The sequence below is a fragment of the Acinetobacter equi genome, from assembly GCF_001307195.1.
GTDB lineage: Bacteria > Pseudomonadota > Gammaproteobacteria > Pseudomonadales > Moraxellaceae > Acinetobacter > Acinetobacter equi.
In genome coordinates this window covers 1613677-1638055 of the sequence record NZ_CP012808.1, presented here as the reverse complement: position 1 = coordinate 1638055, position 24379 = coordinate 1613677, and the positions used below count along the sequence as shown (strand labels likewise).

The 24379-nt window shown below is 34.1% G+C and carries 26 protein-coding genes; 12 read left to right on the top strand and 14 right to left on the bottom strand.

Annotated elements, in window-relative coordinates; translation table 11 throughout:
* Positions 1-11: 11 nt before the first annotated feature.
* Positions 12-1274 carry an iron-sulfur cluster carrier protein ApbC gene (apbC, locus tag AOY20_RS07725; RefSeq protein WP_054581323.1) on the bottom strand — a complete coding sequence of 421 codons (1263 nt, stop codon included), beginning with the start codon at positions 1272-1274 and terminating at the stop codon, positions 12-14.
* 212 nt (positions 1275-1486) lie between these two features.
* On the opposite strand from apbC, the gene AOY20_RS07720 reads away from it, so the two are divergent.
* Positions 1487-1705 (top strand): DUF6500 family protein, encoded by a 219-nt coding sequence (locus AOY20_RS07720; RefSeq protein ID WP_054581322.1) that lies wholly within the window; start codon positions 1487-1489, stop codon positions 1703-1705.
* Between the two features lie 2 nt (positions 1706-1707).
* On the opposite strand, the gene AOY20_RS07715 is transcribed toward AOY20_RS07720, so the two are convergent.
* On the bottom strand, positions 1708-2499 hold the full coding sequence (locus AOY20_RS07715) for a hypothetical protein (RefSeq protein ID WP_054581321.1): 792 nt from the start codon (positions 2497-2499) through the stop codon (positions 1708-1710).
* 254 nt (positions 2500-2753) lie between these two features.
* Between AOY20_RS07715 and AOY20_RS07710 the strand changes: the two genes are divergently transcribed.
* The 4 genes from AOY20_RS07710 (at position 2754) to AOY20_RS07695 (ending at position 8800) form a co-directional block, all read left to right on the top strand.
* The gene (locus tag AOY20_RS07710; RefSeq protein ID WP_054581320.1) at positions 2754-3941 is read left to right on the top strand and encodes a lytic polysaccharide monooxygenase; all 1188 of its coding nucleotides are present in this window, start codon (positions 2754-2756) and stop codon (positions 3939-3941) included.
* Between the two features lie 691 nt (positions 3942-4632).
* Complete coding sequence (locus AOY20_RS07705; protein ID WP_054581319.1) at positions 4633-5772, top strand: lytic polysaccharide monooxygenase; 1140 nt, start codon at positions 4633-4635, stop codon at positions 5770-5772.
* Between the two features lie 205 nt (positions 5773-5977).
* Positions 5978-8035 (top strand): methionine--tRNA ligase, encoded by a 2058-nt coding sequence (gene metG / locus AOY20_RS07700; protein WP_054581318.1) that lies wholly within the window; start codon positions 5978-5980, stop codon positions 8033-8035.
* Between the two features lie 63 nt (positions 8036-8098).
* The gene (locus AOY20_RS07695) at positions 8099-8800 is read left to right on the top strand and encodes an SEL1-like repeat protein (protein WP_054581317.1); all 702 of its coding nucleotides are present in this window, start codon (positions 8099-8101) and stop codon (positions 8798-8800) included.
* 673 nt (positions 8801-9473) lie between these two features.
* Here the strand turns inward: AOY20_RS07695 and AOY20_RS07690 are convergent.
* Complete coding sequence (locus AOY20_RS07690; protein ID WP_054581316.1) at positions 9474-10091, bottom strand: hypothetical protein; 618 nt, start codon at positions 10089-10091, stop codon at positions 9474-9476.
* A 142-nt stretch (positions 10092-10233) separates the two neighbouring features.
* Here AOY20_RS07690 and AOY20_RS07685 point away from each other — a divergent pair, with 142 nt between their 5' ends.
* Entirely contained in the window at positions 10234-11208 is a 975-nt protein-coding gene (locus tag AOY20_RS07685) for an MBL fold metallo-hydrolase (RefSeq protein ID WP_054581315.1), read from the top strand.
* Positions 11209-11447: 239 nt separating this feature from the next.
* Entirely contained in the window at positions 11448-11891 is a 444-nt protein-coding gene (locus tag AOY20_RS07680) for a universal stress protein (protein ID WP_054581314.1), read from the top strand.
* Between the two features lie 53 nt (positions 11892-11944).
* Here AOY20_RS07680 and AOY20_RS07675 read toward each other — a convergent pair whose 3' ends face one another.
* The 6 genes from AOY20_RS07675 to AOY20_RS07650 all read right to left on the bottom strand — a co-directional run bounded on the left by AOY20_RS07675 (position 11945) and on the right by AOY20_RS07650 (position 15418).
* A complete protein-coding gene (locus AOY20_RS07675) occupies positions 11945-12319 on the bottom strand; it encodes an MGMT family protein (RefSeq protein ID WP_054581313.1) in 375 nt (124 codons plus the stop codon).
* 41 nt (positions 12320-12360) lie between these two features.
* The gene (gene acpP / locus AOY20_RS07670) at positions 12361-12597 is read right to left on the bottom strand and encodes an acyl carrier protein (RefSeq protein WP_054581312.1); all 237 of its coding nucleotides are present in this window, start codon (positions 12595-12597) and stop codon (positions 12361-12363) included.
* A gap of 86 nt (positions 12598-12683) precedes the next feature.
* Complete coding sequence (gene fabG, locus AOY20_RS07665; protein ID WP_054581311.1) at positions 12684-13418, bottom strand: 3-oxoacyl-ACP reductase FabG; 735 nt, start codon at positions 13416-13418, stop codon at positions 12684-12686.
* Positions 13415-14401: an ACP S-malonyltransferase gene (gene fabD / locus AOY20_RS07660; protein ID WP_054581310.1), complete on the bottom strand. Its 987-nt coding sequence runs from the start codon at positions 14399-14401 to the stop codon at positions 13415-13417. Before fabD ends, fabG begins: the two co-directional genes overlap by 4 nt.
* A 196-nt stretch (positions 14402-14597) precedes the next feature.
* On the bottom strand, positions 14598-14783 hold the full coding sequence (gene rpmF / locus AOY20_RS07655) for a 50S ribosomal protein L32 (protein WP_054581309.1): 186 nt from the start codon (positions 14781-14783) through the stop codon (positions 14598-14600).
* A 77-nt stretch (positions 14784-14860) separates the two neighbouring features.
* Entirely contained in the window at positions 14861-15418 is a 558-nt protein-coding gene (locus tag AOY20_RS07650) for a YceD family protein (protein ID WP_054581308.1), read from the bottom strand.
* Positions 15419-15515: 97 nt separating this feature from the next.
* Here AOY20_RS07650 and AOY20_RS07645 point away from each other — a divergent pair, with 97 nt between their 5' ends.
* Positions 15516-16178 (top strand): elongation factor P hydroxylase, encoded by a 663-nt coding sequence (locus AOY20_RS07645; protein ID WP_054581307.1) that lies wholly within the window; start codon positions 15516-15518, stop codon positions 16176-16178.
* 86 nt (positions 16179-16264) lie between these two features.
* The gene (locus AOY20_RS07640; protein WP_054581306.1) at positions 16265-16882 is read left to right on the top strand and encodes an L-threonylcarbamoyladenylate synthase; all 618 of its coding nucleotides are present in this window, start codon (positions 16265-16267) and stop codon (positions 16880-16882) included.
* Positions 16883-16919: 37 nt separating this feature from the next.
* Here AOY20_RS07640 and AOY20_RS07635 read toward each other — a convergent pair whose 3' ends face one another.
* Positions 16920-17654 carry a GNAT family N-acetyltransferase gene (locus tag AOY20_RS07635; protein ID WP_054581305.1) on the bottom strand — a complete coding sequence of 245 codons (735 nt, stop codon included), beginning with the start codon at positions 17652-17654 and terminating at the stop codon, positions 16920-16922.
* A gap of 334 nt (positions 17655-17988) precedes the next feature.
* Here AOY20_RS07635 and AOY20_RS07630 point away from each other — a divergent pair, with 334 nt between their 5' ends.
* From AOY20_RS07630 to rluB, 3 genes are read left to right on the top strand one after another with little or no spacing between them, the layout of a single operon-like run.
* Positions 17989-18783, top strand: a complete 795-nt coding sequence (locus AOY20_RS07630) for a segregation and condensation protein A (RefSeq protein WP_054581304.1) — start codon at positions 17989-17991, stop codon at positions 18781-18783.
* Positions 18783-19373, top strand: coding sequence for an SMC-Scp complex subunit ScpB (scpB, locus tag AOY20_RS07625; RefSeq protein WP_054582561.1), 591 nt, complete (start codon positions 18783-18785; stop codon positions 19371-19373). Before AOY20_RS07630 ends, scpB begins: the two co-directional genes overlap by 1 nt.
* A gap of 40 nt (positions 19374-19413) precedes the next feature.
* Complete coding sequence (gene rluB, locus AOY20_RS07620) at positions 19414-20436, top strand: 23S rRNA pseudouridine(2605) synthase RluB (RefSeq protein ID WP_081403370.1); 1023 nt, start codon at positions 19414-19416, stop codon at positions 20434-20436.
* Between the two features lie 41 nt (positions 20437-20477).
* On the opposite strand, the gene bioD is transcribed toward rluB, so the two are convergent.
* The 4 genes from bioD to bioA are packed head-to-tail and all read right to left on the bottom strand — an operon-like array spanning position 20478 to position 24344.
* The gene (bioD, locus tag AOY20_RS07615) at positions 20478-21128 is read right to left on the bottom strand and encodes a dethiobiotin synthase (RefSeq protein ID WP_144424760.1); all 651 of its coding nucleotides are present in this window, start codon (positions 21126-21128) and stop codon (positions 20478-20480) included.
* The gene (bioC, locus tag AOY20_RS07610; protein WP_054581302.1) at positions 21125-21898 is read right to left on the bottom strand and encodes a malonyl-ACP O-methyltransferase BioC; all 774 of its coding nucleotides are present in this window, start codon (positions 21896-21898) and stop codon (positions 21125-21127) included. Before bioC ends, bioD begins: the two co-directional genes overlap by 4 nt.
* On the bottom strand, positions 21895-23052 hold the full coding sequence (locus AOY20_RS07605; RefSeq protein WP_054581301.1) for an 8-amino-7-oxononanoate synthase: 1158 nt from the start codon (positions 23050-23052) through the stop codon (positions 21895-21897). Before AOY20_RS07605 ends, bioC begins: the two co-directional genes overlap by 4 nt.
* Positions 23049-24344 (bottom strand): adenosylmethionine--8-amino-7-oxononanoate transaminase, encoded by a 1296-nt coding sequence (bioA, locus tag AOY20_RS07600; RefSeq protein WP_054581300.1) that lies wholly within the window; start codon positions 24342-24344, stop codon positions 23049-23051. The genes AOY20_RS07605 and bioA overlap by 4 nt, the downstream gene beginning before the upstream one ends.
* Positions 24345-24379: the final 35 nt, after the last annotated feature.

Sequence of the window (24379 nt, the reverse complement as noted above, 5' to 3'; positions counted from 1 at the left end):
TAACTTTCTATTTAAAAAATACGAGACTTATCTTTTTCTTCTTTTGGCAGTCTATTCGCAATTTTTTGTGCAATTACCATATAACTTTCAGCCGCATCATCACCTGCAATTACAGATGGTTTACCAGCATCTGCATTTTCACGAATTTTCACATTTAGAGGCAAACGCCCTAAAAGTGGAATATCGTATTGTTCAGCAAGTTTATCACCACCACCTGTACCAAAAATTTGTTCCTCAAATCCACAGTTTGAACAAATATGAGTCGACATATTTTCAACAACACCCATTACTGGAATTTGCACACGATTAAACAACTCAATGCCTTTCGTTGCATCAAGCAATGCTACATTTTGAGGAGTTGTCACAATAACTGCGCCTGTCACAGGAATACGCTGTGCCAAAGTCAATTGAATATCACCTGTACCTGGTGGCATATCAATCATTAGTACATCTAAATCAGGCCAAAGTGTTTGATTAAACAGTTGCATCAATGCACCCGTTGCTTTTGGACCACGCCAAGCAACTGGCGTATTATTATCACCCGTTAAATGTCCAATAGATAAAACTGCCATTCCATATGCTTCAAGAGGAACAAAATTTTCCGATTCAATCATGGGTGTACGACCTGCATTTCCCAACATTGTTGGAATACTTGGTCCGTAAATATCTGCATCTAACACACCAACTTTTAAACCTAAAGCTTGTAAAGCCAAAGCTAAATTTACAGTTGTGGTCGATTTACCTACACCGCCTTTCCCTGAAGAAACCAAAATAACATTTTGAATACGTGGATGCTTTGGCACATCACGCTGTTGAGGTGCTGCTTTTGCTATAGGAGGATTATTTGGATCGACTTCTTCCACAGCTTTTTGTGTTACTTCTGCCGAAGCATCCACAACTGGTGGTAATTTTGATTTTTCTTCTTTTTCTTGGCTTGAACAACTTTCACCTTCTTTATGATGATGACCACAGCCACCTTCTTTTTTATGTGCTGTTTTTTGCTGAATCACATGCATATTCAATTCAGTAATACCACATTTTTCTAAGGCATCTGCTAAATCATCATGAATTTTTTGCAAATCATCAGCTTCAGATGGAAAAGTATTAATTGTGATTTGTAAAATTTGCCCCTGCACATTAATCTGAGTAATACGATCTTTTAAAGCATTGGCAGAATTTGGCAAAATATATGCCTGCAATACTTTTTGGATTTCTTCTTCATTGACTTCTTTAGAGGGTGAAAAGACGGATTTAAGAGAAGAAAGCCACGACATATATTTACTCCAAACGGGAATACAGCAAAATACTGATGCTATAGTTTAACGATAATTTCCACCAAGGTTAAGCAAGTTCAACGAGAGTTTTAAAAAAATCTTAGTAAATAAGTTGGTTTTATAAATATTAAGAATCTCGACTTAATATATTTATAACTGACATTGGTTAAAATTTAATTTAAGCTACTTTTTTTAATTTGACTAGTTTAAGAATGAATCCCATCTTTAGAGAAAAAATAATTAGAATTTGCAATGAAAAAATTGAAAAGAAAGGCGAAAATGTAGGACTTTCCTTTTATGCCTTTTTTTCCAATAAAAATACTGATCCAGATTTACTGATGCAAATGGCAAAGTGGTGGATTAAAACCCACCAACTCGATCACTTTGAAAAAGCCATTAAAATTCGACAACTGATTCTTGATAATAAATAAACTTATTTCTTTAAGGTGCTCATAAAACTCACCACAGAAAATAGCCATAAGAATAAAACAAAGGTACGACCTTGATTAAAATGATTTAAATCAGTGCCATGTAAAATATTATGACGTGTCATAGTCACTGTTGAGCTACTATCCATCTTATATGCAGCAAGCTCTGCAAAATATGGATTTAGCTCACATGCAATTTTTGACTTATGCCATAAGCTCTTAATTTCATTTCCTTTTAGACCAGGAACAATTTTATAAACATCTAAATATTTGGTTTGATTTTGTTTTAAATAACCATGCTCAACCAAGACGTCTGTTAATAAACCTTCAATTTGTGCATATAAAATAGCAATACAACCTGCATAACATTTTAATTTATATAATTTTAAAGCTTCTAATATCACTTTACGGCGTTGTTCCTGATGCTCGCCAATCATCAATGCATCCAATGCCGTTAATAAGTCTTTTTGAAATTTTTCAGAATGAATAATTTCAAGTAAATTAAACTCTGAAATATTTTCATATTGATGAATTAATTGCCAAAAATGAATAAGATTTAAAGCATCATTTGCAATCTTATGACCAACAGGTTGATCTAACTCATCTGCCAAAACTTTAAAATAATCTTCTTCTGCTGCTAAATCACGTAAAGTTGAAATTAGAAAATGATGCTCTTTTTCCGAAATCGCTTCTAAATAATCATTCGCTTCAAGCAAAATACGTTTACCAAATAGCATACCCTGTTCATTCTGTGGAATACGGGTAATTGGTTGATCATCAAAACCATCATCAATCATAGTCTTTCACTTTCGTCGAATCAAAAGACTATTATCTATTGTATTCAAGCAAAAGATAACTCATTTTCATTATTTATATTTGAAACAAATCTTTAAAGTTTTTGTCATTCTTTTTCTATACAAATGGCTGTAACAATCGTATCAACATCACCACAGTTCATTACAGACCCTTACTAAGCTCTCGGTTATTTTTCAGCTGTTGTTTTGAATATGTATATTCAACTCAGAAAATATCTTAAATAAGGCTACATAAAATGAAAAATAATAGCACTTTAAAACCCTATATCATGACTCTTGGCATGCTTACATCAATGTTTTCCTCTACTCAGCTATTTGCACATGGTTATATGTTGCAACCTGAATCTAGAGCTTATGCATGTAAACTCCAAACCAACTACCAATGTGGTAGCATTATTTGGGAGCCACAAAGTTTAGAAGGAACAAATAACTTTCCACAGTCAGGACCTGCCAATGGAAAAATTGCCAGTGCAGGACTTGCTCAGTTTTCAGAACTCAATAGCCAATCACAAACACGTTGGGTTAAAAGACGTATGCCGACAGGTGAAAATAATTTCACATGGCAATTTACAGCCCCTCACGTCACTAAAGGTTGGCGCTATTTTATTACTAAACCCAATTGGAACCCAAATGCTCCTTTAACTCGTCAATCTTTTGAATTACGTCCATTTTGTACTGTTGATGGCTTATATCAACGACCGCAAAGCCGTGTCACCCATCGTTGTTCAATTCCATCAGACCATAAAGGCTATCATGTTATTTTAGCAGTTTGGGATATTGGCGATACAACCAATTCATTCTATAACGTGATTGATGTTCATCTTGGTGAAGGCTTCCCTGCTTTACCAACACCTCCAAAACCACCTGTTTCAACACAACATGAATCTCATTGGAAAAATATTGGAGAAATTAATCCAGTAGATGACTTACAACCAAATGATCGTGTCAAATTGCGCGTATTTGAGAAAAATGGCGAGAATCTTAATTTACAGACCCAATTAACGATTCAATCTGCACATCAAAGGCAAAAACAATATTGGACACATGCTTTGGCTCAGAAAATCAATCAAGAGCACAATGCACTTCGTGCTAGAACGAAAAATCATCATGGTAATATCCAGCCAGCTCTAGGGAAAAATAATGTTTATATTACCCCCCACAGTACGATTGTTCGTACAGAAGTGACCATTGAACGGGCTAATTCTGCTACAAGAGAAAATTCTTCTGTATCATCATCTGCTTATCAATATGTTTATCCTCAAAATATTCAACGCTATAAAGCAGGTACAAAAGTTTTAGGAAGTGATGGACAGTTATACCAATGCAAACCTTATCCATATAGTGGATGGTGTGGTATTTCTTCTCATCATTATGTTCCAGGGACAGGATCAAACTGGCGAGATGCTTGGAATCGGATAAATTAAGGATAAAAACTCACTTTAAAATAGAAGGACTAGAGTCATTAGTAAAATTAAATCACCAAATTTACAAACTCTAGCCCTGATTAAAGAATTTACTATCTACAAATTTCAATTTTTTTTAGATCATTACAAAAACACATAAGCTATTTATTTAAAAAATATTTACTAATACCAAAACTTTGATATATTTTTATAAACACATAGATATAAATAAATATTTTAATTCAACAAAAATATAAACCACCAAAAAATCTCTATTCCTTGTTTATAAACAACTCATCAACAAATCAGAAATTAAAAAAATTATAAACTTATTCTAAAAAAAATACTTAAATTACATAATTCACCTGTAAAATAGTTTCCATATTCTTATTATAATGAAATATTAGTAAAATTAAATATGTGATAATTATACATTTAAAATAAATTAAAATAAAAAATTAAATAAATTTCAATATTACTTTTGTTCAGTTAAGTTAATTTTCTTATATAATAAAAAATAAATAAATTATTAATTTTATATATCTACCATTTATTTCAAAATAAAAGAATACTAATTAACCAATTATTAATAAAAAAAATGACAGATAATTACACACAAAATACATTCATTGATTGATTTCAACTACCTTCCTCATTAATTTATGCACTCCTTTTAATTCAAAAAATATGTAAAAATAAAGGTAATATTTAAATGAATAGAAATTATTTTTTAATACTAGGTATTATTGCTGCCTATTTTCCCACATTTGCATCTGCACATGGATATGTCCAAAAGCCAGAATCGCGAGCATATGCTTGTCAAGTATATAAAAATAGTAAATGTGGTGATGTTCAATATGAACCTCAAAGTATTGAAGGGCCAAATGGCTTTCCTCAATTTGGTCCAGTAGATGGAACAATTCCAAGCGCAGGTATCTCTCGCTTTTCTCAATTAAATCAGCAGTCTCCAACACGTTGGATGAAAAACATCATGCCAACAGGAGTAAATAACTTTACTTGGTATCATACAGCTCCACATGTTACAAAAGGCTATCGATACTTCATCACTAAACAAGGATGGAATCCTTCTTTACCACTAGCTAGAACTTCTTTTGAACTCTCACCTTTTTGTACTGTAGATGGAAAATTTCAAACACCACCAAAACAAGTTTCACATCAATGTTCTATCCCTAAAAATAGAAGTGGTTATCATGTGATTCTTGCTATTTGGGATATTGGCGATACATCTAACTCATTCTATCAAGTCATTGATGCTCAAATTGGATCAGGCACACCAACACAACCTGTCGATCCTGAAAAACCACCAGTTATAACAGCAACATGGAATCAAGTTGGAACAATTAATCCTGTTGAGGACTTAAAACCTAATGAGCGAGCTAGAACGCGTGTATTTGACAAAAATGGAGAAAACAAAAATTTAGAAACTGTACTCGTAATTAAAACAAAAGAACAAGGTCAGCGTAATGAATGGCCAAAATTATTAGCTCAAAAAATTAATAATGAACATACATCCTTAAAAGCAGGTGTAAAAAACTCATCAAACCAAATTATTCCAGCTCCAGGTATAAACATTATTTATGGACATAAAGACAGTAATATTTTACAAGTAGAAGTTGCTATAGATAAAATTCCAGCACAACCGGGTTCATATGATTATGTTTATCCAAATAATATTAGCCAATATAAAGCAGGAACTAAGGTATTAGCATCAGATAAACAAGTTTATCAGTGTAAACCTCATCCATTTAGTGGATGGTGTACTATTTCTTCTCACCATTATGTTCCTGGAACAGGTTCAAACTGGGAAGATGCTTGGATTCTATTAAAGTAATTTTTTTCCAATCAATATCTCATCTTTTAACAAAAAAGATGAGATATTTTTGCAATACCTCACTTCAATTTTATTTAAATTTCTTTGACTTTTTTCAGAATAAAATCATATTTAAAAAGATTTCGCACTTTCCATTGTGCAAGTCTGTGCTATCTCATGTAAAATCGTTAGCCTTACATAAAATACGAATGAGAGAGTTATATCCGTGCGTAATATTTTAGTCACCAATGCCCTTCCTTACGCCAATGGCCCGATCCATATGGGTCATTTACTTGGTTATATCCAAGCTGATATTTGGGTTCGTGCCATGCGTGCAATGGGTCATCAAGTGACTTATGTATGTGCAGATGATGCTCATGGTACAGCGATTATGCTTCGTGCTGAAGCAAATGGCATTTCACCAGAAGCACAAATTGCCAATGTTCAGAAAGAGCATATGCGTGATTTTGATGGCTTTGGTGTTCATTTCGATCATTATGATTCAACCAATAGCGATGCGAATAAAGCACGTTCACAAGAAATTTATATTAAAAACCGTGAAGCAGGCAATATTGCTGTTCGTCCAGTAACACAATTATTTGACCCTGAAAAAGGCATGTTCTTGTCTGATCGTTTCATTAAAGGCACATGCCCAAAATGTAAAGCTGAAGATCAGTATGGCGATTCATGTGAAGTTTGCGGTACAACTTATAATGCAACTGAACTTTTAAATCCAAAATCTACTTTAAGTGGTGCTGCACCTGTAGAAAAGTCTTCAGATCACTACTTCTTTAAACTGCCAAATTTTGCAGAATACTTACAAAAATGGACACGTGACGAAGGTCGCCTGCCTGTTTCAATTGCCAACAAACTTGATGAATGGTTTGATGCTGGCTTAGCAGATTGGGATATTTCACGTGATGCACCATATTTTGGTTTTGAAATTCCAGATGCACCAAACAAATATTTCTATGTTTGGGTAGATGCGCCTATTGGTTATATGTCTAGTTTTGAAAACTACATTAAAACTAAACGTCCAGATTTAAACTTTGATGATTATTGGAAAAAAGATTCTAAAAATGAGGTTTATCACTTCATTGGTAAAGACATCGTGTATTTCCATGCATTATTTTGGCCTGCAATGCTTGAAGGTGCAAACTACCGTACTCCAAGTGGTTTATTCGTAAATGGTTTCTTGACTGTCAATGGTCAAAAAATGTCTAAATCACGTGGTACATTCATTAAAGCTGAAACTTATTTAGACCACTTAAATCCTGAATATTTACGTTACTACTTTGCATCTAAACTTTCTGACAAAGTTGAAGATTCTGACTTAAACCTTGATGATTTCGTTCAAAAAGTGAATTCTGACTTGGTGGGTAAAGTCGTAAATATTGCAAGTCGTTGTGCAAAATTCATTAACACGAAATTTGACAATAAATTGTCTGCAACATGTGCAGAGCCTGAATTGGTTCAAAGCTTTATTGATGCGGGTGATTCTATTGCTAAAGCATACGAAGCACGTGAATTCTCTACAGCAATTCGTGAGATTATGGCGCTTGCAGACAAAGCGAATCAGTATATTGATGAGAAAAAGCCTTGGGCACTTGCAAAAATTGAAGGTGAAGAACAACAAGTTCATGACGTGTGTTCTGTGGGTATTAACTTATTCCGTCAATTGGCAATTTACCTAGCACCTGTTCTTCCAACTTTGGCTGCTCAAGTTCAAGACTTCTTAAAACTTGCTTCTTTCGACTTTGCTTCACGTACTGAAGTTTTAGTTGGTCATGAAATTGCATTGTTCCAACCACTTATGCAACGTGTTGACCCTAAAGCTGTAGCTGCAATGGTGGATGCTTCTAAAGATTCTTTAGCTGCTCCTGCTGAAGCACCAAAAGCTGAAAAGAAAAAAGAAAAAGCCAAAGAGAAAAAAGCTGAACCAAAAGTAGGTGAAGCTGAAATCATTGGTATTGAAGACTTTATGAAAGTTGACCTACGTGTGGCAGAAGTTTTAGAAGCTGCTACAGTTGAAGGTTCTGACAAACTTCTTCAATTGACTTTAAATGTAGGTGAAGCTGAACCACGTAATGTATTTAGTGGTATTCGTGAGTTTTACCAACCTGAAGACTTAAAAGGCAAATTGGTGGTAATGGTTGCGAATCTTGCACCACGTAAGATGCGTTTTGGTATTTCAAACGGTATGGTTTTAGCTGCGGGTAATGGCGATGGTGTTTGGGTAATTTCACCTGAATCTGGCGCTAAACCGGGTGATAAAGTGTCTTAACTGACAAAAAAAAGGCTTCGAAAGAAGCCTTTTTCTTATAAAAATTAATTATCAGGATAAAAAATGTATAAATATTTAATAATTCTATTCACTTATTTCTTAACTCCTATGCTTTCTCATGCAAGTATCAATGAAGTCACTTATACATTTAGCCCTCAGGTGCAAAATCAAAAATCTCAATTTCAAAACTTGCTTAATACCTTTTCACTAGATGATGAAACTAATTCCAATATAGATATTCAACTGAAAACTCTTTTAGATGAAAACGATGAATATAAAATTACTCATTATATTGATCAAAAAAAAGAAAATTTCATAGCAAAATTAATAGAATTTTCTAAAAAAGGTGATACTTCTGCATCAATGGCACTTTTAGAATATTCTTTCTTTTTTCGAGAATATGATTTATTAGATCAGATAGATTTAACACCTATCGAAAAGCTTTCAAATGAGAATAATGCATATGCCTCATATCTATTAGCACAATTTTATGAATCAAGTTCAAATACTGAAAAATACATAGCAATGCTTGAAAAAGCTGGTCACCAAGGGTCACCTCTTGCACAACGAGTTTTAGTCGATGAATATAGTTTTAGACTACCAAATGAAAAACAAGATATTCAAAAAGCTGAGTTCTGGGAAAATAAAGCAAAAGCTTCTATGGGCGCTGAGGAATATCAACAAACTCGTTGTGAACTTGCTAATTGTGACCTTCAAGAGTTTGAATTAGTAGACTTTGATGAAATACTAAAGCATGAAAAATAAAAAATTATTTATATACTGAATATATTTTTAAATATTATTTGGCATAATTTTTAACTTCATATAAAATTTTGCTATAAAATAAGTCATCGTTTAGATATATATTCAGATTTTATAAACTGGCTTGTATATATACTAATTTTTCAAAACTTTATAAATTAATAAAAATGAATAATAAAATAAAACCCATCAGATCTTCTTTATTTATTCTCTTAGGGCCATTTATCGGTTTACTTTGTATTACCATTGTCTTTCACAGTCATATTTTCTTTTATGAACCGTTAAGATTTATTAAAGGTCTTGTAACACCATCTATTATTTTTCCAATGTTAGCATATCTTTTATTATTAACACCTTTTAGTTTCTTAATCGGGATATTACCAGCATTTATTACAGATAGAATTTTTCATATTTTCTTCAAAAAGAAAATCTATAAAGCTAATTTTCTAAAAGTATTTATTTATGGCTACCTCTTAGGTTTTATGTGGTTGCCTATTCTTTTATTTTTATTTCTATGGTTTACCAATTTAGGATATATCAAAATATTGTACATACAACTTTTCCTAATATTACCTACTACAATTATTTGTACATTATTAGAATGGCGAAAATTAATACGCTCTCAGTAAATTAATTCTATACTCTAATATTATTTAAAAATTAAATATAAAATTTATTACTCACTGCTATCATCTATATCTTCTTGAATTATTTTTGGCATGCGACCACATACATCTAAAATTTTTACTTGTTGGAAATATACCTCATTATCCATCATTCTTGAGTAATCAAAATTAAATGAGTTATCCTCTTCATCAATATATTTTGAAGAAATATCTTTAAAATTTCTAAAATCTTTATTTTTCGAACTTATTTCAAAAAACACTTGAAGGCTAGGAAGTCTATAAAAAGCAATTTTCTGATGTTTTTTACCATCATTCTCTTGATTTAAAAAACATTTATTTTGTTCATCAACCATAATTACATTATAAAAAATAGATTTTTTGTCATTTGAATCATAAATTTCTAATATATGATTAGATCCAGTTGCTCCCAAACGCAAACCAATTAAATTAGGGCTAAATTGATATGGAATTACTGTCTTACTCCATTTTTCAATCAATAGCTCTGATTTACCTTTGTATTTTTTAACATAATCACATTCATAGGTGTTTTCATTACAATTTTGTTGAATAATCTGAACATCACCAGCTTTAACCAATATCATATCTTTAGCGTAAGTTGTTGACATAAATAATAAACAACCAATCATTAATACTTTTTTCAACAACATTATTTTTCTCTTTTTAAAATAAAAAATACAAATTCTTATAGATTAAAACTCTAATAATAAAAGTTTTTAACTTTTAAGAAAGTAACATGATTTAAGTTTTTTATGCTAAAAACTAATCATTTTATATTCAATGGCGCCAATCATGAAAAACCTAAAACCCCTCTTCCTTGCGCTTAGCCTTAGCACTATGACCATAACTACGGCTCAAGCAACTAACTACCAAAGTATCCAACCACAACAAAAACAAGTCGCTGGTTACTATCATTATCAAATGGATGGTGTACAAATTACTGCTTTACTTGATGGTACAAATTTTATTTCTCCATCACTATTTAAAAATTTATCAAATGAAGAAATTCAAAACATCTTAAAAAAATATTATGCAGATCAAGCTAAAGGCATTCAAACTTCTGTAAATGCATTCTTAGTGAAGAATAGCAATACGCTAACATTAGTCGACAGCGGTACAGCCGACTGTTTTGGTGCTCATTTAGGCTCTGTAAGTACGAACTTAAAAGCAGCAGGTTATCAACCTGAACAAGTAGATACCATTTTACTTACCCACTTACACCCCGACCATTCATGTGGTGTCAGTAAAAATGGCGTAGCCAACTTTCCAAACGCTACAATTTACGTTGCTGAAGATGAAGCCAACTATTGGTTAAACCCCAAATCGCTTAAATCTATTCCAAAAGAAAAACAATCTGGTTATTTAGCAACTACCGATAAAATTAAAACTGCACTTGCGCCTTATCAAGCAAAACAGCAATTTAAAACATTTAAATTAGGTGATCAAATCAACGGCTTTGAAGTAATCAGTACCGCTGGTCATACACCTGGACACTTTAGCTACAAGCTTAAAACACCTCAAAAAGATGTTATTTTTATTGGTGATATTGTTCACTCTCATACTATTCAATTTGATCGCCCTGAAACGGCAATTGAATATGATATTGATCCTGAACAAGCGGTACAAACACGCCTAAAACAATTTGCAGATTATGCTCAAAATGGACAAACCATTGCTGCGCCACATTTACCTTTTCCTGGTATAGGTCACATTTATTCACAAGATGGTAAAAGCTATCAGTGGATGCCAATTCATTTCACTGATTAAATAAAATCAATTATTTATAAATGAAATCTATGTCATGACGCACATAGATTTCAGCTTAAAACCTATGAAATACGCCATATTTATCACAAAATAAATGTCTGTTTTATCTCACAATCTTTTTAGTGAAATATCTTCTTCATCTACTTGCTTCCTTTACTTTTTCAGTTAGAATGAAAGTGAAGATAAAATTTAAATATAATATTTTTAAAATTGATTTTAATAAGATAAGGAGCAACAACATGTCATTTCAAAATATTCTAGTGCCTATTGATGGCTCAGAAACTTCATATGCTGCGGTACAAAAAGCAGCAGATTTTGCAAAAACATGTGGAAGTAAAATTACTGTTGTTCAAGTACTTACATTAGATCCTTATATTGCTGCAGAATATATTACTGCTTCTCAAACAAATGAATTAATTGAACGTGCTAAAGGCTATATTCAAAAATCACTCGAAGATGCCAAAGCTAAATTTGCTGAAAATGGCATTGAAATTGAAACGCGTCTGTTAGAAGGTCAATTGGTACATAGAGAAATTTCACAAGCTGCTGAAGACATTAAAGCCGACCTTATTATTATGGGTTCTCATGGTCGTACAGGGCTCAAAAAACTTCTTTTAGGCAGTGTTGCTCAAAGCGTATTAACTGAAGGCACAACACCTGTTCTTATTGTTCGTAAAAATTAACCTTATTGTTCTTGTCCAAGCCCAGAAATCTCTTATTTTAATAATAGGAGATTTCATTTATTTACATCCCACAAATATTGTTTCAAATTTATTTTTCCATTCAAAACAACAATACCTTCTTCTTGTAATTTTATTATTTGAATATTTTCTCCTTGTTCATTTTCTTTCATTAAGCGAATTTTTCCTTGAGAGTTAATGACTCTATACCAAGGCAAATTGGATTGCCCATCTAGATTTTTTAATGCAAAGCCCACATGTCTTGCATGTTTTGGCCAACCAGCCATTTTTGCAATCTGTCCATAAGTCGCTACTTTTCCACAGGGTATAAGTGCAATCACTTGAAAAAAATCGATATACATTGCAGATTGATATGAAGTGTTCACTATAAAATCTCCATTTAGAAGCCAATAGCATAAAAAAACCACCATAAAGGTGGTCTTTTTTATTCAGCAAAGCTGAAAATCAACAATTAACCAAGTTTCTTAGAAACGTAGTCAATAGCAGATTGAACAGTTGTGATTTCGTTAGAATCTTCATCAGGAATAGTGATGTCGAAATCGTTTTCGAAAGACATTACTAATTCTACTAGATCAAGAGAGTCTGCACCTAAGTCATCCATGAAAGATGCTTCGTTTTTAATCTCTTCTGCTTTAAGACCAAGTTGTTCTGCAACCGCTTGTTTAACGCGTTGTTCGATATCGCTCACAGGAATTCTCCTCATTGCTTGTGGCGTTTTTAATGCCGTTAGTTTAATTGAATCTTTAACTTTTTGAAAGTTTATACTTAAGCTTATTAGCTCATGTATAAACCACCATTTACATGTAACACTGTACCCGTAATGTAACTTGCTTTATCTGATGCTAAGAAACTTACAGCATTTGCAATATCTTGTGGATCGCCTAAACGATTTAATGCCACTTGATCGCTCATTTTTTTACGAATTTCTTCGCTAAGCTGTTCCGTCATTTCTGTTGCAATAAAACCAGGTGCTACAGAGTTCACCGTAATCTGGCGACTACCCATTTCTTTTGCAAGACTGCGGCTAAATGCCTCAATCCCTGCTTTTGCAGCAGAATAGTTCGCTTGTCCAGGGTTGGCAAAATGTGCAACCACTGAACTAATATTAATGATGCGACCAAAGCGAGCTTTCGTCATACCTTTTAACACACGCTTAGATAAACGATATACCGCTTTTAAATGAATATTTAAAATATCGTCCCAATCATCTTCAGACATGCGTAATAATAAATTATCTTTTGTAATACCGGCATTATTTACCAATACCAATACAAAACCGTAGTTTTGTTCAATATCTGTAATTAACGCATCAATAGCAGTACCGTCACGTACATCTAAAACTTTACCCACACCATTTTGAGCAAATGAAGTAGAAAGTTTTTCAGCACCTGCTTCTGAAGTTGCTGTCCCTACAACAAAAAAACCATCTTGTATGAGTTGTTGAGCAATGGCTGCGCCAATTCCTCTACTCGCACCTGTTACTAATGCAACTTTGCGTTCTTGTGTCATGCAATCTTTCCTTCAGCCACTAGAATGGCATTTAGTGCATCATCCAAACGATTTTTTGAATCGAGTGGTAACGCTTTTTCAATTTTTGGTAGACGTTTTGCTAAATTTGCAAGAACATTGCCTGGACCACATTCAACAATGTATTCGATTCCTTCGTTTTGAAGGAAATCCATTGTTTTTGTCCACTGAACAGATTGATACAACTGTTCGGTCAATGCCGTGCGTAATCCAACCACATCAGACGCAATTCCAGCGTTTACATTTTGTATTACAGGAATACGTGGTAGCTCAATGGCAGTTTGTTCCAAAGCTTCAGCAAACTGTTCTGCTGCAGGCTTCATTAATGCACAATGAGATGGTACTGATACAGGAAGACCTATTGCCTTACCACCATTTTCTTTTGCAGCTGTCATCACCAATTCTACAAGCGCTTTATCACCTGCAATAACAACTTGTCCATTGGCATTATAGTTAGCAGCATCTACAGAACCATCACTGTTCGCAGTTACATCTGCACAAAGTTCAACAACTTTGGCATCATCTAGACCTAAGATGGCTGCCATTGCGCCTTGACCTTGAGGTACAGCAGTTTGCATTAATTTACCGCGTAAATTAACCAGCTTAACAGCATCAGCTAAACTCATTGCCCCAGCTGCAACCAAGGCACTGTATTCACCTAAAGAATGTCCTGCTAAATATTTCGGTACAACACCACCAAGCTCCAACCAAACACGCCATAATGCGATACTTGCAGTTAATAGCACTGGCTGAGTAAATTCAGTCTGATTCAGCTCTTCGCCAATTTGCGCAATATTCCACAAATCAAAACCTACAGCCTCTGAAGCTTCTGTAAAAGTTTCACGAATACCAACAAAATGTTCCGCAAGTTCAGCCAACATACCAGCTTTTTGTGAGCCTTGACCTGGGAATACAAAAGCTGTTTTTGTTGCCTGAGTTGCTTGCTCTAGTTGTTTAGCAGACATAAATAAATCCTTTAATTAAGATATGTCGATTTCGTTTTATAAAGACCGAATATCAACTAGCTTTCGTACAAGCTTATTTCTTGGAGCGCAATTTATCATTTAATTTTGTTTTTAGTAATTGCCAAATACAACAAAAAAAGGGAGCTTTCGCTCCCATTTTTTCCACTAAGCTTTAAGCCTAATGCATCACCGCAAATTATTCAGCATCAGCTGCTTTAGCGAATAATTGACGACCACGATAGATACCATCTTTAGATACATGGTGGCGACGGTGAGTTTCACCAGTAGTTTGATCTACTGTTAATGCATTCTCGGTTAAAGCGTCATGTGAACGGCGCATGTCACGGCGAGAGCGACTTTTACGGTTTTGCTGAACGGCCATGATGGCTCCTTACAAATATCGAAAAAATGGATCAGAACAAATTTGATTGTCTTATACCTATGAGTATAACACAAAAATTAGTTAAGTTTACCCTTTAAAGATGCCAAAACATCAAACGGATTATCCCGTTTTTCTTCAGCAATCTCTTCAATGACTGGTTGATGCTTATGCTCACAAGACTCATGCTTAGGAGACAAAGGCAACAGCAGTAACACTTCATCTTCTATTAGTGCAAGTAAATTGGCCATTGCAGGTGCATCATAATCACCTTTCGTGGTCGCTTCACTCTCACCTAAGACGATGAAATCAGCATCCTCATCCAAGCGCTCTATCAGTGACTCATCATCCACAAGAGCTAGATGAAAATCTGAAACTAGTTCAATTTCAACAACATTTAAACAACGTTGACATTCCATTGGAACTTGTGTTTCAACGTGACCATCTAACCAAACAACGCGATGATATGCATCCATTGATAGTTTACAGTCTATATTGACCAATTGATTATCAATTGACCCAACAGCTTCACGGGCAATACGAGGAAAGCTTGACAATGGTAGTGTTCCTGACCATGTAAAGCCTTGCTCAGCCCATTTAAACGGCTCAATCTGTGCCGGAAAGGTATTTGCTGACATAATTAAGGCGGCAATTCTACAAATTCATAAGTACTCTGTCAAAGATTAAGATACAATTTTGTACTTATTAAGACAGACCAATTGGGTAAATTAAAATATGCATCTGTTGCAGCCGCAAACAGAAGTGAATATTTCATCACTTGCTAGCACACTTCCTTGTTCTAATTCTGACAGCTCACCATTAGAAGTGCAACTATCGACTTGGACAAATTTACAAAGAGAACCAGATCAAGTAGATTGGTTAATTTTACACTTTAATCATTGGTTTGCTCATTTAAATGTAACTTTAATTCGTGGGGAGTTTGAACCAGAATATTTTCCTGCTGAAAATAATCTTCCTGCACGTATTCAATTTGCACATGGTTTTTTCAATAGTGCATTACATGAAATTAGCCATTGGACGATTGCAGGCGATAAAAGACGTTTATTACCAGACTTAGGCTATTGGTATGCACCAGATGGTCGTACAGCTGAACAGCAAGCTCTATTTGAGCAAGTTGAAATCAAACCTCAGGCTATTGAATGGTTATTTGCTCAAGCATTTGGACGAAAATTTCGTGTTTCTTTAGATAATCTGACTGGTGATGGTGGTGATGGCTGTACATTTAAAGATAATGTATACGCCCAAGTACAACGATATTTTAGTGGCGAAGATCACCTTCCTCGAGATGCACAGCACTTTATTTCTTGTATTTGCTTCTGTACTAGAGATGGCAAAATGTTACATTCCGATGAATTTAATCGAGAAATGCTCGGCTAAATTACAGTTTTAAATATGTTAAAAGATTGCATCTTATAGTCAGACGAACACATAATAAGCAATGCAATACAGAAAAGGATAAAAAAATGCTGCATTTACGAATACATCCTGAAAATCCACAATCACGTTTAATTAGTCAGGCTGTTGAACGAATTCGTGCAGGCGATGTTATCGTTTATCCAACAGATGCTGCTTACGCTATTGGTTGCCAAATTGGTAATAAAAGTGCAATGGAACGTATTTCACAAATTCGAGGTTTAGGACCAAAGCATCAATATGCAATTATCTGCGCAGATTTATCTGACATTGCAACATATGCAAAAGTAGATAATGCAATGTACCGTTTACTTAAAAACAATACTCCTGCTGTTACAACATTTATTTTACCTGCAACAAGTGAAGTTCCTCGTCGTTTAATGCATCCTAAAAAGAAAACGATCGGTTTGCGTATTCCAAGCAATCCAATCTGTAGAATGCTATTAAAAGAATTAGGGGAACCTTTATTAACAAGTACACTCATTTTACCAAATCAAACTGAACCTTTAGATGATCCATATGAAATTGAACTACAAATAGGTAATCGTATTGATGTTTTAGTTGATGGTGGATTAGGTACTCTTTCTACCACAAGTATTGTTGATTTATCAGGAAATAATCCTGAAATTATTCGTCGTGGTGTTGGTGATGTTAGTCCATTTGAATAATGGACTACATCTATATTTTTATATTTTCAAAAAACATTTAAGTATACTGTCGTTTAAATTCTTCTAAACGTACTTTTTGTGCATTCTTTTCATCAAAATTATCAGCAGATAACCAAGCTTCATAGGCTTTTTTCAACGCTATCCATTCTTCATCTAAAATTGAAAACCAAGCGGTATTTCTATTTCTTCCTTTACTTATACGATCTTGACGAAATATTCCCTCAAAACAGAACCCAAAGCGCAAAGCTGCTTTCTTTGAAGGCACATTCAAATCATCGCATTTCCATTCCACACGTCGAAAACCTTGCTCAAAACAAGTTTTCAATAACAAATAAATAACCTCTGTAGCAGCTTTAGAACGCTTCATTAAATGGGAAAAATATACATTTCCTATTTCTACAACTCGATGATCTGTACGTTGATTCATCAAAGCAATCCATCCAACAATATCTCCACTCATCTCTATTAGATAATGTGTCGTGCCTTGAAAATTAAAATTTCGTTCTATATTTTCAACTAATTCTTTTTCTGATGTGAAACCTAAATAAGGCAAATACGTCCAACAGCTTAAATCTTGTTCAGTAGAAACTGTTTTCCAAATTTTTGACTTCCATAATGCAGGTCGTTTTTCTTGTTCATTCAATACATATAAGGTAACCGAACTTCCATATAATGTTTTTGTGTCAAAACTAAACTCTACACGTTCATCCACAAAGGAGCCAACTGGCTGATTAAACTGATTATATTCAATTTTCTTATATACTTTTTCCATTTTTCTAATCCATGAGCAATAATTAGAATAACTTATATCAGTTTCTATGTAACAACTATTAAATATCAATTTGAATAGTCAATAATATGTTCCGCATATTTCGTATAAAAAGACTAAAAGTTAATTATCTTCTCACTTAAACTATCACGTAAATAAATATCATGTATTTATTTTAAATTTTTTATTCAATCTTCTTACCAATTTGATTTATTTAACTTCAAATTTCCATTAGACTAGACTAGCTTTTAATTCTTTTGCTATTGATCGGGTTTTTCTTCTCAAGTCAACCAAATAGCATTCATGCCTTTGAAAATTCGCGTGGCTTATAATTGCAATGAATCAAATTATCCATGATGCAATGGACAATCCTCAAACCATTCGTGTATTGGATGAATGGCAGGATACACTCCCAGAGGATTTATACATTCCTCCCGCTGCATTTGAAATTCTCTTAGAGCATTTCGAAGGTCCACTTGACTTTTTAATTTACCTTATTCAAAAAAATGGTTTCGATTTATTGCAATTAGATATTGCTCCCATTGCATCTCAATATCTTTCATATATGGATGCTATGAAAACCTTAAATTTTGAACTTACTGCTGATTATATGGTAATGGCTGCATTATTAGCAGATTTAAAATCTCGATTATTACTTCCAAAACCTACATCAATTTCTACCACTGAAAAAGATCCAAAACAAGAACTGATAGATCGTTTAGAAACTTATTTACGCATTAAACAAGCTGCCGAGCGCTTAGGAAAAATGCCTGTGCTTGAACGTGATACATTTACAACTCATGTATCTCTTGGGCAAATTCATATTGAAAATACTGGACATGACGTTAATTTGCTACGTGATGCTTTATTCTGTATTTTTAATAGACCTGAACCAATTACACATCAAATTCTACAAGAACCTGTTCTTCTAGAAGAACGTATTGCATATATTGAAAGCAAAATTGAATCAGGCGAAGTCTTAAAATTTGAAGAACTACTCAAACCTAGCCAAGGTCGCATGGGAATGGTGGTCACCTTCATGGCTGTACTTGAACTCACTCGCCAACAAAAAATTGAAATCATTTCAACAGGTATTGAAGCACCGCTTGCAATTCAAGGAGCGAAAGTATGATGTTTGAAGATGTTCAAACTTTAGAAAATACTCAAGAAAATTTACATGAAATACTCATGCAAATTGAAGCGATTATCTACGTAAGTGATGCTCCTGTTTCATTAGCTCGTTTAAAAGAAGCTTTTAAAGACACATACAGCAAACAACAATTACGGCAATTTGTACAACAACTTTCCATGTTACAACATGGTCGATCAATAGAACTAATTGAAACTGCACAAGGTTTTCGGTTTCAAGTACGTGCAAAATATCGTAATATTATTGCTGAAACATGGCCTGAACGACCAACTCGTTTATCGCCATCTCTTCTTGAGACCCTATCGGTGATTGCTTACCACCAACCCGTGACGCGGTCTGATATTGAACAAATTCGTGGAGTAACAAACAATAGTCAAATACTACGTACATTGTTTGAATGGAATTGGATTAAAGAATCTGGTTTCCGTGAACTCCCAGGAAGACCTGCGTTGTTAGTTACAACGCCTCAGTTTTTGAATGCTTTTGGCCTAACTTCATTAGGTCAATTGCCTCCCCTACAGAATGCCAAGGAAGCTTTTATGACTCTCGATGCAAATGCACCAAAGTCATAAATAGGTGGACTGTTATGATAATTTCTAAGGTTATACTGTCATGAGTGAAAAATTGCAAAAGGTGCTTGCACGCGTTGGTTTGGGTTCTCGCCGTTATATGGAAGAAGTCATTGCTGCTGGTCGTGTAAGCGTCAACGGTCAAGTAGCCCAAGTGGGTGAACGTATCGAGCCAGGTGATGAGCTTCGCATCGATGGTCGCAAAGTACAGTTCCAAATTGAAGATGAAATTCGTCGCCGTGTTTTAATTTATTACAAACCCGAAGGCGAAATCTGTTCTCGTAACGACCCTGAAAGCCGCCCAACTGTTTTTGACAACCTCCCTCCTATCGCAAATGACCGCTGGGTAATGGTAGGACGCCTAGATATTAACTCTACAGGATTATTACTTTTCACAAATGATGGTGAACTTGCTAACCGCTTAATGCATCCGTCAAATGAAATTGAACGTGAATATGCTGTACGTGTTATGGGTGAGGTTACACCTCAGCTTAAAAACAATATGCTTAAGGGTGTTGTTTTAGATGATGGTCCAGCAAAATTTGAATCTTTCTCTGAAATTGGTGGAGATGGTATTAACCGTTGGTACCAAGTCGTTGTAAAAGAAGGGCGTAATCGTGAAGTTCGTCGTATATTTGAATCTCAAGGCTTAAAAGTAAGTCGCTTACTACGTACACGCTATGGTACTGTTATTTTACCACGTGAATTACGCACAGGTCGTTGGATGGAATTAGATAAGCAAGATATTGATAATTTAGCAAAAAGTGTTGAACTTAAACCACGTCAAGGTACTGGCTTATTTGGCATGGCAAAACGTCGCAACGAACGTATGCAAGAAAAACCTATGGCAGCTCGTCGTGGTGGATACTTACGTCAACAACGTCGTGACACCGAAGGCGCTCCTCAGTTCTCTCAAGCAGATGAAAATTTCAGTAATCGTGAACGTCGTGATGACAATATAGGTAATCGCGAACGTCGTGATGATAATTTTGGTAATCGTGAGCGTCGCAATGAACATACTCCTCGCAAACCATACGGCATGAATAAAGGCTTTAAAAAGTTCTAAAATTAAAGCTTAAAAAAAACCGCTCTAATGAGCGGTTTTTTTTAATGATCAGAAAGACATGGAATATCAATCCACTGTGCTTGAGGAAAATGACAACTCAAATAATTTTTCAAATACATTGCGGTATCTTTAGAAATGATTTCATCCTGTGATTCATCATTTAAATTATAAGCCAATGCATAAAGCTCAATACATCTATGCTTTAAAGCTTCCAAGCTAAGTAAAGTATGATTAATACTTCCCAACCTTCCTGAACTCACTAAAATAACAGGAAATTTTTGTTGCTCTATATAATCAAGAGTTAATAAATTACGTGTTAAAGGAACCATTAAACCGCCTGCGCCTTCCAACAATACAACTTGATATTTTTCTTTTAATTGTTCAGTCGCTTGATTGATTTTAGAAAAATCAATTTCACGTCCATCAATTTCAGTTGCTAAATGAGGTGATGCAGGATAACTAAAAATTTCAGGCATCGTTAACTTTTCTAAATCAACTTCAAGTAAATCTGTACCCATAATTTGACGATGTATTTCAATATCTTCCGATATTTCGATATTTCCAGTTTGAACTAATTTTTGTGTGATTGTGGAAATACCCTGTTCATTCCATTGCCTTGCTAAATAGCCAGTTGTATAGGTTTTGCCAATACCTGTATCAATCCCACTAATAAAATACACTTTAGCCATCACAGTACCTTCCGTGCAATACAATAAATTGGATGATAAGTTAATGGATATCTCATATACACCTGTCTCTCCATTGCAAATGCCTCATATCCTTCATAGAACTGATTTAATGTCGTTTTCGTCCACCTAAATCTTTCTTCCGTTGCAGTTACACCTGTTGCTTTTAAATGCTCTAATACTTGTTTCGGATGCCTAAAATAGATTTTTTCTAAATCTTCAGCTAAATATAAAATTTCAAAACCATGCTTTTCCAATATTTGGCGCAATTCAATAATATTGAAATAATCTAGACCACAACCTGTTAATTGCTTCATTTCTTCTAAATTTTGCGTACCAAAAGTAGAAAAACAAAATAAATGATCCATCTTTAAATGATGTTTTATTTTTTGAATAACCTGCTCTAAATCTCGAACCCACTGTAATGCAGAACTAGAAACAACTAAATCAAATACGTTATTTAGCGCAACAGTTTCAATATCACCTATCAAAAAATGAGTATTTTCATTTTCCTCAAAATTTGATTGAATTTCAGGATACAAGTCATTCAAATAAATTTGATCCATCTCTAATTTTTGCATTAATAACTGAGTTAACTGCCCTGTTCCACAACCAATATCCAATACAGAATCAAAAGATTGGTGTGGCAAATAGCAATGAATAAGCTTAGATAACTGCTGACAAACTTTTTGCTGTACCCAAGCATGTTGATCATAATTTTGCTGAGCCTGAGCAAACCTTTGAGCAACCTTTTGCTTATTAATAGAAATATTCATAATACTGAAACCAATCTACTCAATTCCGCCTCACCTAGCATTGCATTTAAAGAAATTCGTAATCGTGAAGAATGCTTTGGAACTGTTGGCGGTCGTACAGGCATAATATAAAAACCTTCATGCTGTAATTTTTGTGCGTACATTATTGTTTTTGCAGAATCACCAATAATAATAGGAACAAGATGAGAACTTGATGGACAATCAAATTGCTTATTCATCACTTCATTTCTAAATTTATGGCATCTTAAGGAAAATTCATCTCTTACAATATGTAAATTCTGCATATGCTTAAAAATATATGTTGTCCATGCCATATTCAATGGAGGTTGAGCTGTACTAAAAATAAGTGGACGCATTTTATTAATTAAATATTCACGAATAATTGGATGACAAATCAAATATCCACCAACTGAAGCAAGTGCTTTACCAAATGTTCCAACCAAGAAATCAATGTCTTGAATAATATTATACTGTTCAGCGCAGCCCAATCCTTTTTGTCCACGAACACCGACCGCGTGTGCTTCATCTACATACAACATAAGCTTTGAAAATTGATATTTAATCTGAACTAACTGCTTTAAATCAGCTTCATCACCATCCATACTAAATATAGATTCAGTTACAACAATAATTTTTTCAAACTGCTGATCATCATGATATTTTTCTAATAACTGTGTTAAATGCTCTAAATCATTATGTCGGTATCTTATATATTTTGCAGTAGATAAACGAATACCATCAATCATACTTGCATGTATGAGTTTATCTGCAAGAATCAGGGTTTTACTATCACTTAATGCAGGTAAAATACCAATATTCATGTGATAACCGCTATTAAAAACCAAAGCAGATCGCCCTAAAAATGCCTGACTTAATTGAAATTCTAAGGCTTCATATTCAGGAAAATTTCCAGTTAATAACCGCGAAGAAGAACTCCCCATTATTTTTAATTTATTCGGTAATTGATCAAAAAATCCTGCTCTTAAATCAAGATCTGCTGCTAAACCCAAATAATCATTTGAAGAACAATTTAGCATTTTATGCTGATCAATTTGAATCCACTTATCTTCTTGTTGATTAGATTGAAATTGACGCAAATTTCCACTTGCTTTTAAAACATGGAGCTCTCGCTCAAAACTCTCCAATAAACTCATGCTTCAGGCTCCTGTAATGATTGAATTACATTAACCATTTCAGTTAACAATTTAGTTAATTCTATTTCTGAAATTACATAAGGTGGCATTACATAAATTAATTTTCCAAAAGGTCTAAGCCAAATTCCATGCTGCACAAATTGTGATTGTAAACTTCTTAAATCAACAGCAAATGTTAATTCAACAACACCAATAGCACCCAAAACACGAACATCAGAAACTGATGATAATTTCTGTAATGGGCTTAAATATTGCTGTAATTGTTGTTCTATGAATAAAACTTTTTCTTGCCAATTTTGTGCTAAAAGCATTTGTGTACTTTTTAAAGCAACCGCACATGCAAGTGGATTTGCCATAAAAGTAGGTCCATGCATAAATACACTAGCCTCACCTTGGCTTATAGTTTCAGCAATATGTGAAGTCGTCAATGTCGCTGACAAAGTCATATACCCACCTGTTAGCGCCTTACCTATGCACATAATATCTGGTTCAACTTGTGCATATTCCCAAGCAAATAATTTTCCTGTGCGACCAAATCCTGTAGCAATTTCATCAAAAATACATAAAACATTATATTTTTCACAAAGTTTTTTTGCTTGTCGCAAATACTCAGGATGATAAAACCGCATGCCTCCAGCACCTTGAACAATAGGCTCAATAATCAGTGCAGCAATATTCTCATATGATGCTTCTAATTCTTTTTCCAAAGATAAAATATCTTCAGGATTCCAATCCTCATTAAATTTTGTTTTCGGTGCTTCAACAAAAATTCGATTTGGTAAACTTTTTCCAAAAACTTGGTGCATGCCTGTAACAGGATCGCATATAGACATCGCATTCCACGTATCACCGTGATAACCTGAATGTGTTGTAATAAAATTAGTTTTTTTTGTTTTTCCTAATGCAGACCAATATTGCACAGCCATTTTCAGCGCAACTTCCACAGCAACTGAACCTGAATCTGCATAGAAAATTTTAGTTAAATTCTTTGGTGTAATTTCTAAAAGAAGTCGCCCCAAATCAATTGCTGGTTGATGTGTTAAACCACCAAACATCACATGAGACATTTGTTCTAATTGAGATGTGATTGCATGATTTAATTCAGGGTGGTTATAACCATGAATCACACACCACCAAGATGACATTCCATCAATTAGTTGCTGACCATCATCTAACTCTATTGTTACACCAAATGCTCGCTTTACCTTAAATGTCGGTAAAGGATCAATCATTGATGTATAAGGATGCCAAAGATGTTCTTGATCAAATTGCTGATCTGATAAATTGATCATCCTGCACTCCAAGCTAGATTAAACAATATATAAAG

What these genes read in the sequence shown, in the direction of transcription:
- AOY20_RS07680 (WP_054581314.1), top strand. Translation starts at nt 11,448, where the DNA reads ATGTCATTTCAAAATATTCTAGTGCCTATTGATGGCTCAGAAACTTCA.
- fabD (WP_054581310.1), bottom strand. Translation starts at nt 14,401, where the DNA reads ATGTCTGCTAAACAACTAGAGCAAGCAACTCAGGCAACAAAAACAGCT.
- AOY20_RS07635 (WP_054581305.1), bottom strand. Translation starts at nt 17,654, where the DNA reads ATGGAAAAAGTATATAAGAAAATTGAATATAATCAGTTTAATCAGCCA.
- AOY20_RS07715 (WP_054581321.1), bottom strand. Translation starts at nt 2,499, where the DNA reads ATGATTGATGATGGTTTTGATGATCAACCAATTACCCGTATTCCACAG.
- AOY20_RS07710 (WP_054581320.1), top strand. Translation starts at nt 2,754, where the DNA reads ATGAAAAATAATAGCACTTTAAAACCCTATATCATGACTCTTGGCATG.
- AOY20_RS07630 (WP_054581304.1), top strand. Translation starts at nt 17,989, where the DNA reads ATGAATCAAATTATCCATGATGCAATGGACAATCCTCAAACCATTCGT.
- bioA (WP_054581300.1), bottom strand. Translation starts at nt 24,344, where the DNA reads ATGATCAATTTATCAGATCAGCAATTTGATCAAGAACATCTTTGGCAT.
- AOY20_RS07705 (WP_054581319.1), top strand. Translation starts at nt 4,633, where the DNA reads ATGAATAGAAATTATTTTTTAATACTAGGTATTATTGCTGCCTATTTT.
- AOY20_RS07640 (WP_054581306.1), top strand. Translation starts at nt 16,265, where the DNA reads ATGCTGCATTTACGAATACATCCTGAAAATCCACAATCACGTTTAATT.
- AOY20_RS07685 (WP_054581315.1), top strand. Translation starts at nt 10,234, where the DNA reads ATGAAAAACCTAAAACCCCTCTTCCTTGCGCTTAGCCTTAGCACTATG.
- fabG (WP_054581311.1), bottom strand. Translation starts at nt 13,418, where the DNA reads ATGACACAAGAACGCAAAGTTGCATTAGTAACAGGTGCGAGTAGAGGA.
- AOY20_RS07645 (WP_054581307.1), top strand. Translation starts at nt 15,516, where the DNA reads ATGCATCTGTTGCAGCCGCAAACAGAAGTGAATATTTCATCACTTGCT.
- AOY20_RS07650 (WP_054581308.1), bottom strand. Translation starts at nt 15,418, where the DNA reads ATGTCAGCAAATACCTTTCCGGCACAGATTGAGCCGTTTAAATGGGCT.
- AOY20_RS07605 (WP_054581301.1), bottom strand. Translation starts at nt 23,052, where the DNA reads ATGAGTTTATTGGAGAGTTTTGAGCGAGAGCTCCATGTTTTAAAAGCA.
- apbC (WP_054581323.1), bottom strand. Translation starts at nt 1,274, where the DNA reads ATGTCGTGGCTTTCTTCTCTTAAATCCGTCTTTTCACCCTCTAAAGAA.
- scpB (WP_054582561.1), top strand. Translation starts at nt 18,783, where the DNA reads ATGTTTGAAGATGTTCAAACTTTAGAAAATACTCAAGAAAATTTACAT.
- AOY20_RS07675 (WP_054581313.1), bottom strand. Translation starts at nt 12,319, where the DNA reads ATGGTGGTTTTTTTATGCTATTGGCTTCTAAATGGAGATTTTATAGTG.
- rluB (WP_081403370.1), top strand. Translation starts at nt 19,414, where the DNA reads ATGAGTGAAAAATTGCAAAAGGTGCTTGCACGCGTTGGTTTGGGTTCT.
- AOY20_RS07720 (WP_054581322.1), top strand. Translation starts at nt 1,487, where the DNA reads ATGAATCCCATCTTTAGAGAAAAAATAATTAGAATTTGCAATGAAAAA.
- rpmF (WP_054581309.1), bottom strand. Translation starts at nt 14,783, where the DNA reads ATGGCCGTTCAGCAAAACCGTAAAAGTCGCTCTCGCCGTGACATGCGC.
- AOY20_RS07690 (WP_054581316.1), bottom strand. Translation starts at nt 10,091, where the DNA reads ATGTTGTTGAAAAAAGTATTAATGATTGGTTGTTTATTATTTATGTCA.
- bioC (WP_054581302.1), bottom strand. Translation starts at nt 21,898, where the DNA reads ATGAATATTTCTATTAATAAGCAAAAGGTTGCTCAAAGGTTTGCTCAG.
- AOY20_RS07695 (WP_054581317.1), top strand. Translation starts at nt 8,099, where the DNA reads ATGTATAAATATTTAATAATTCTATTCACTTATTTCTTAACTCCTATG.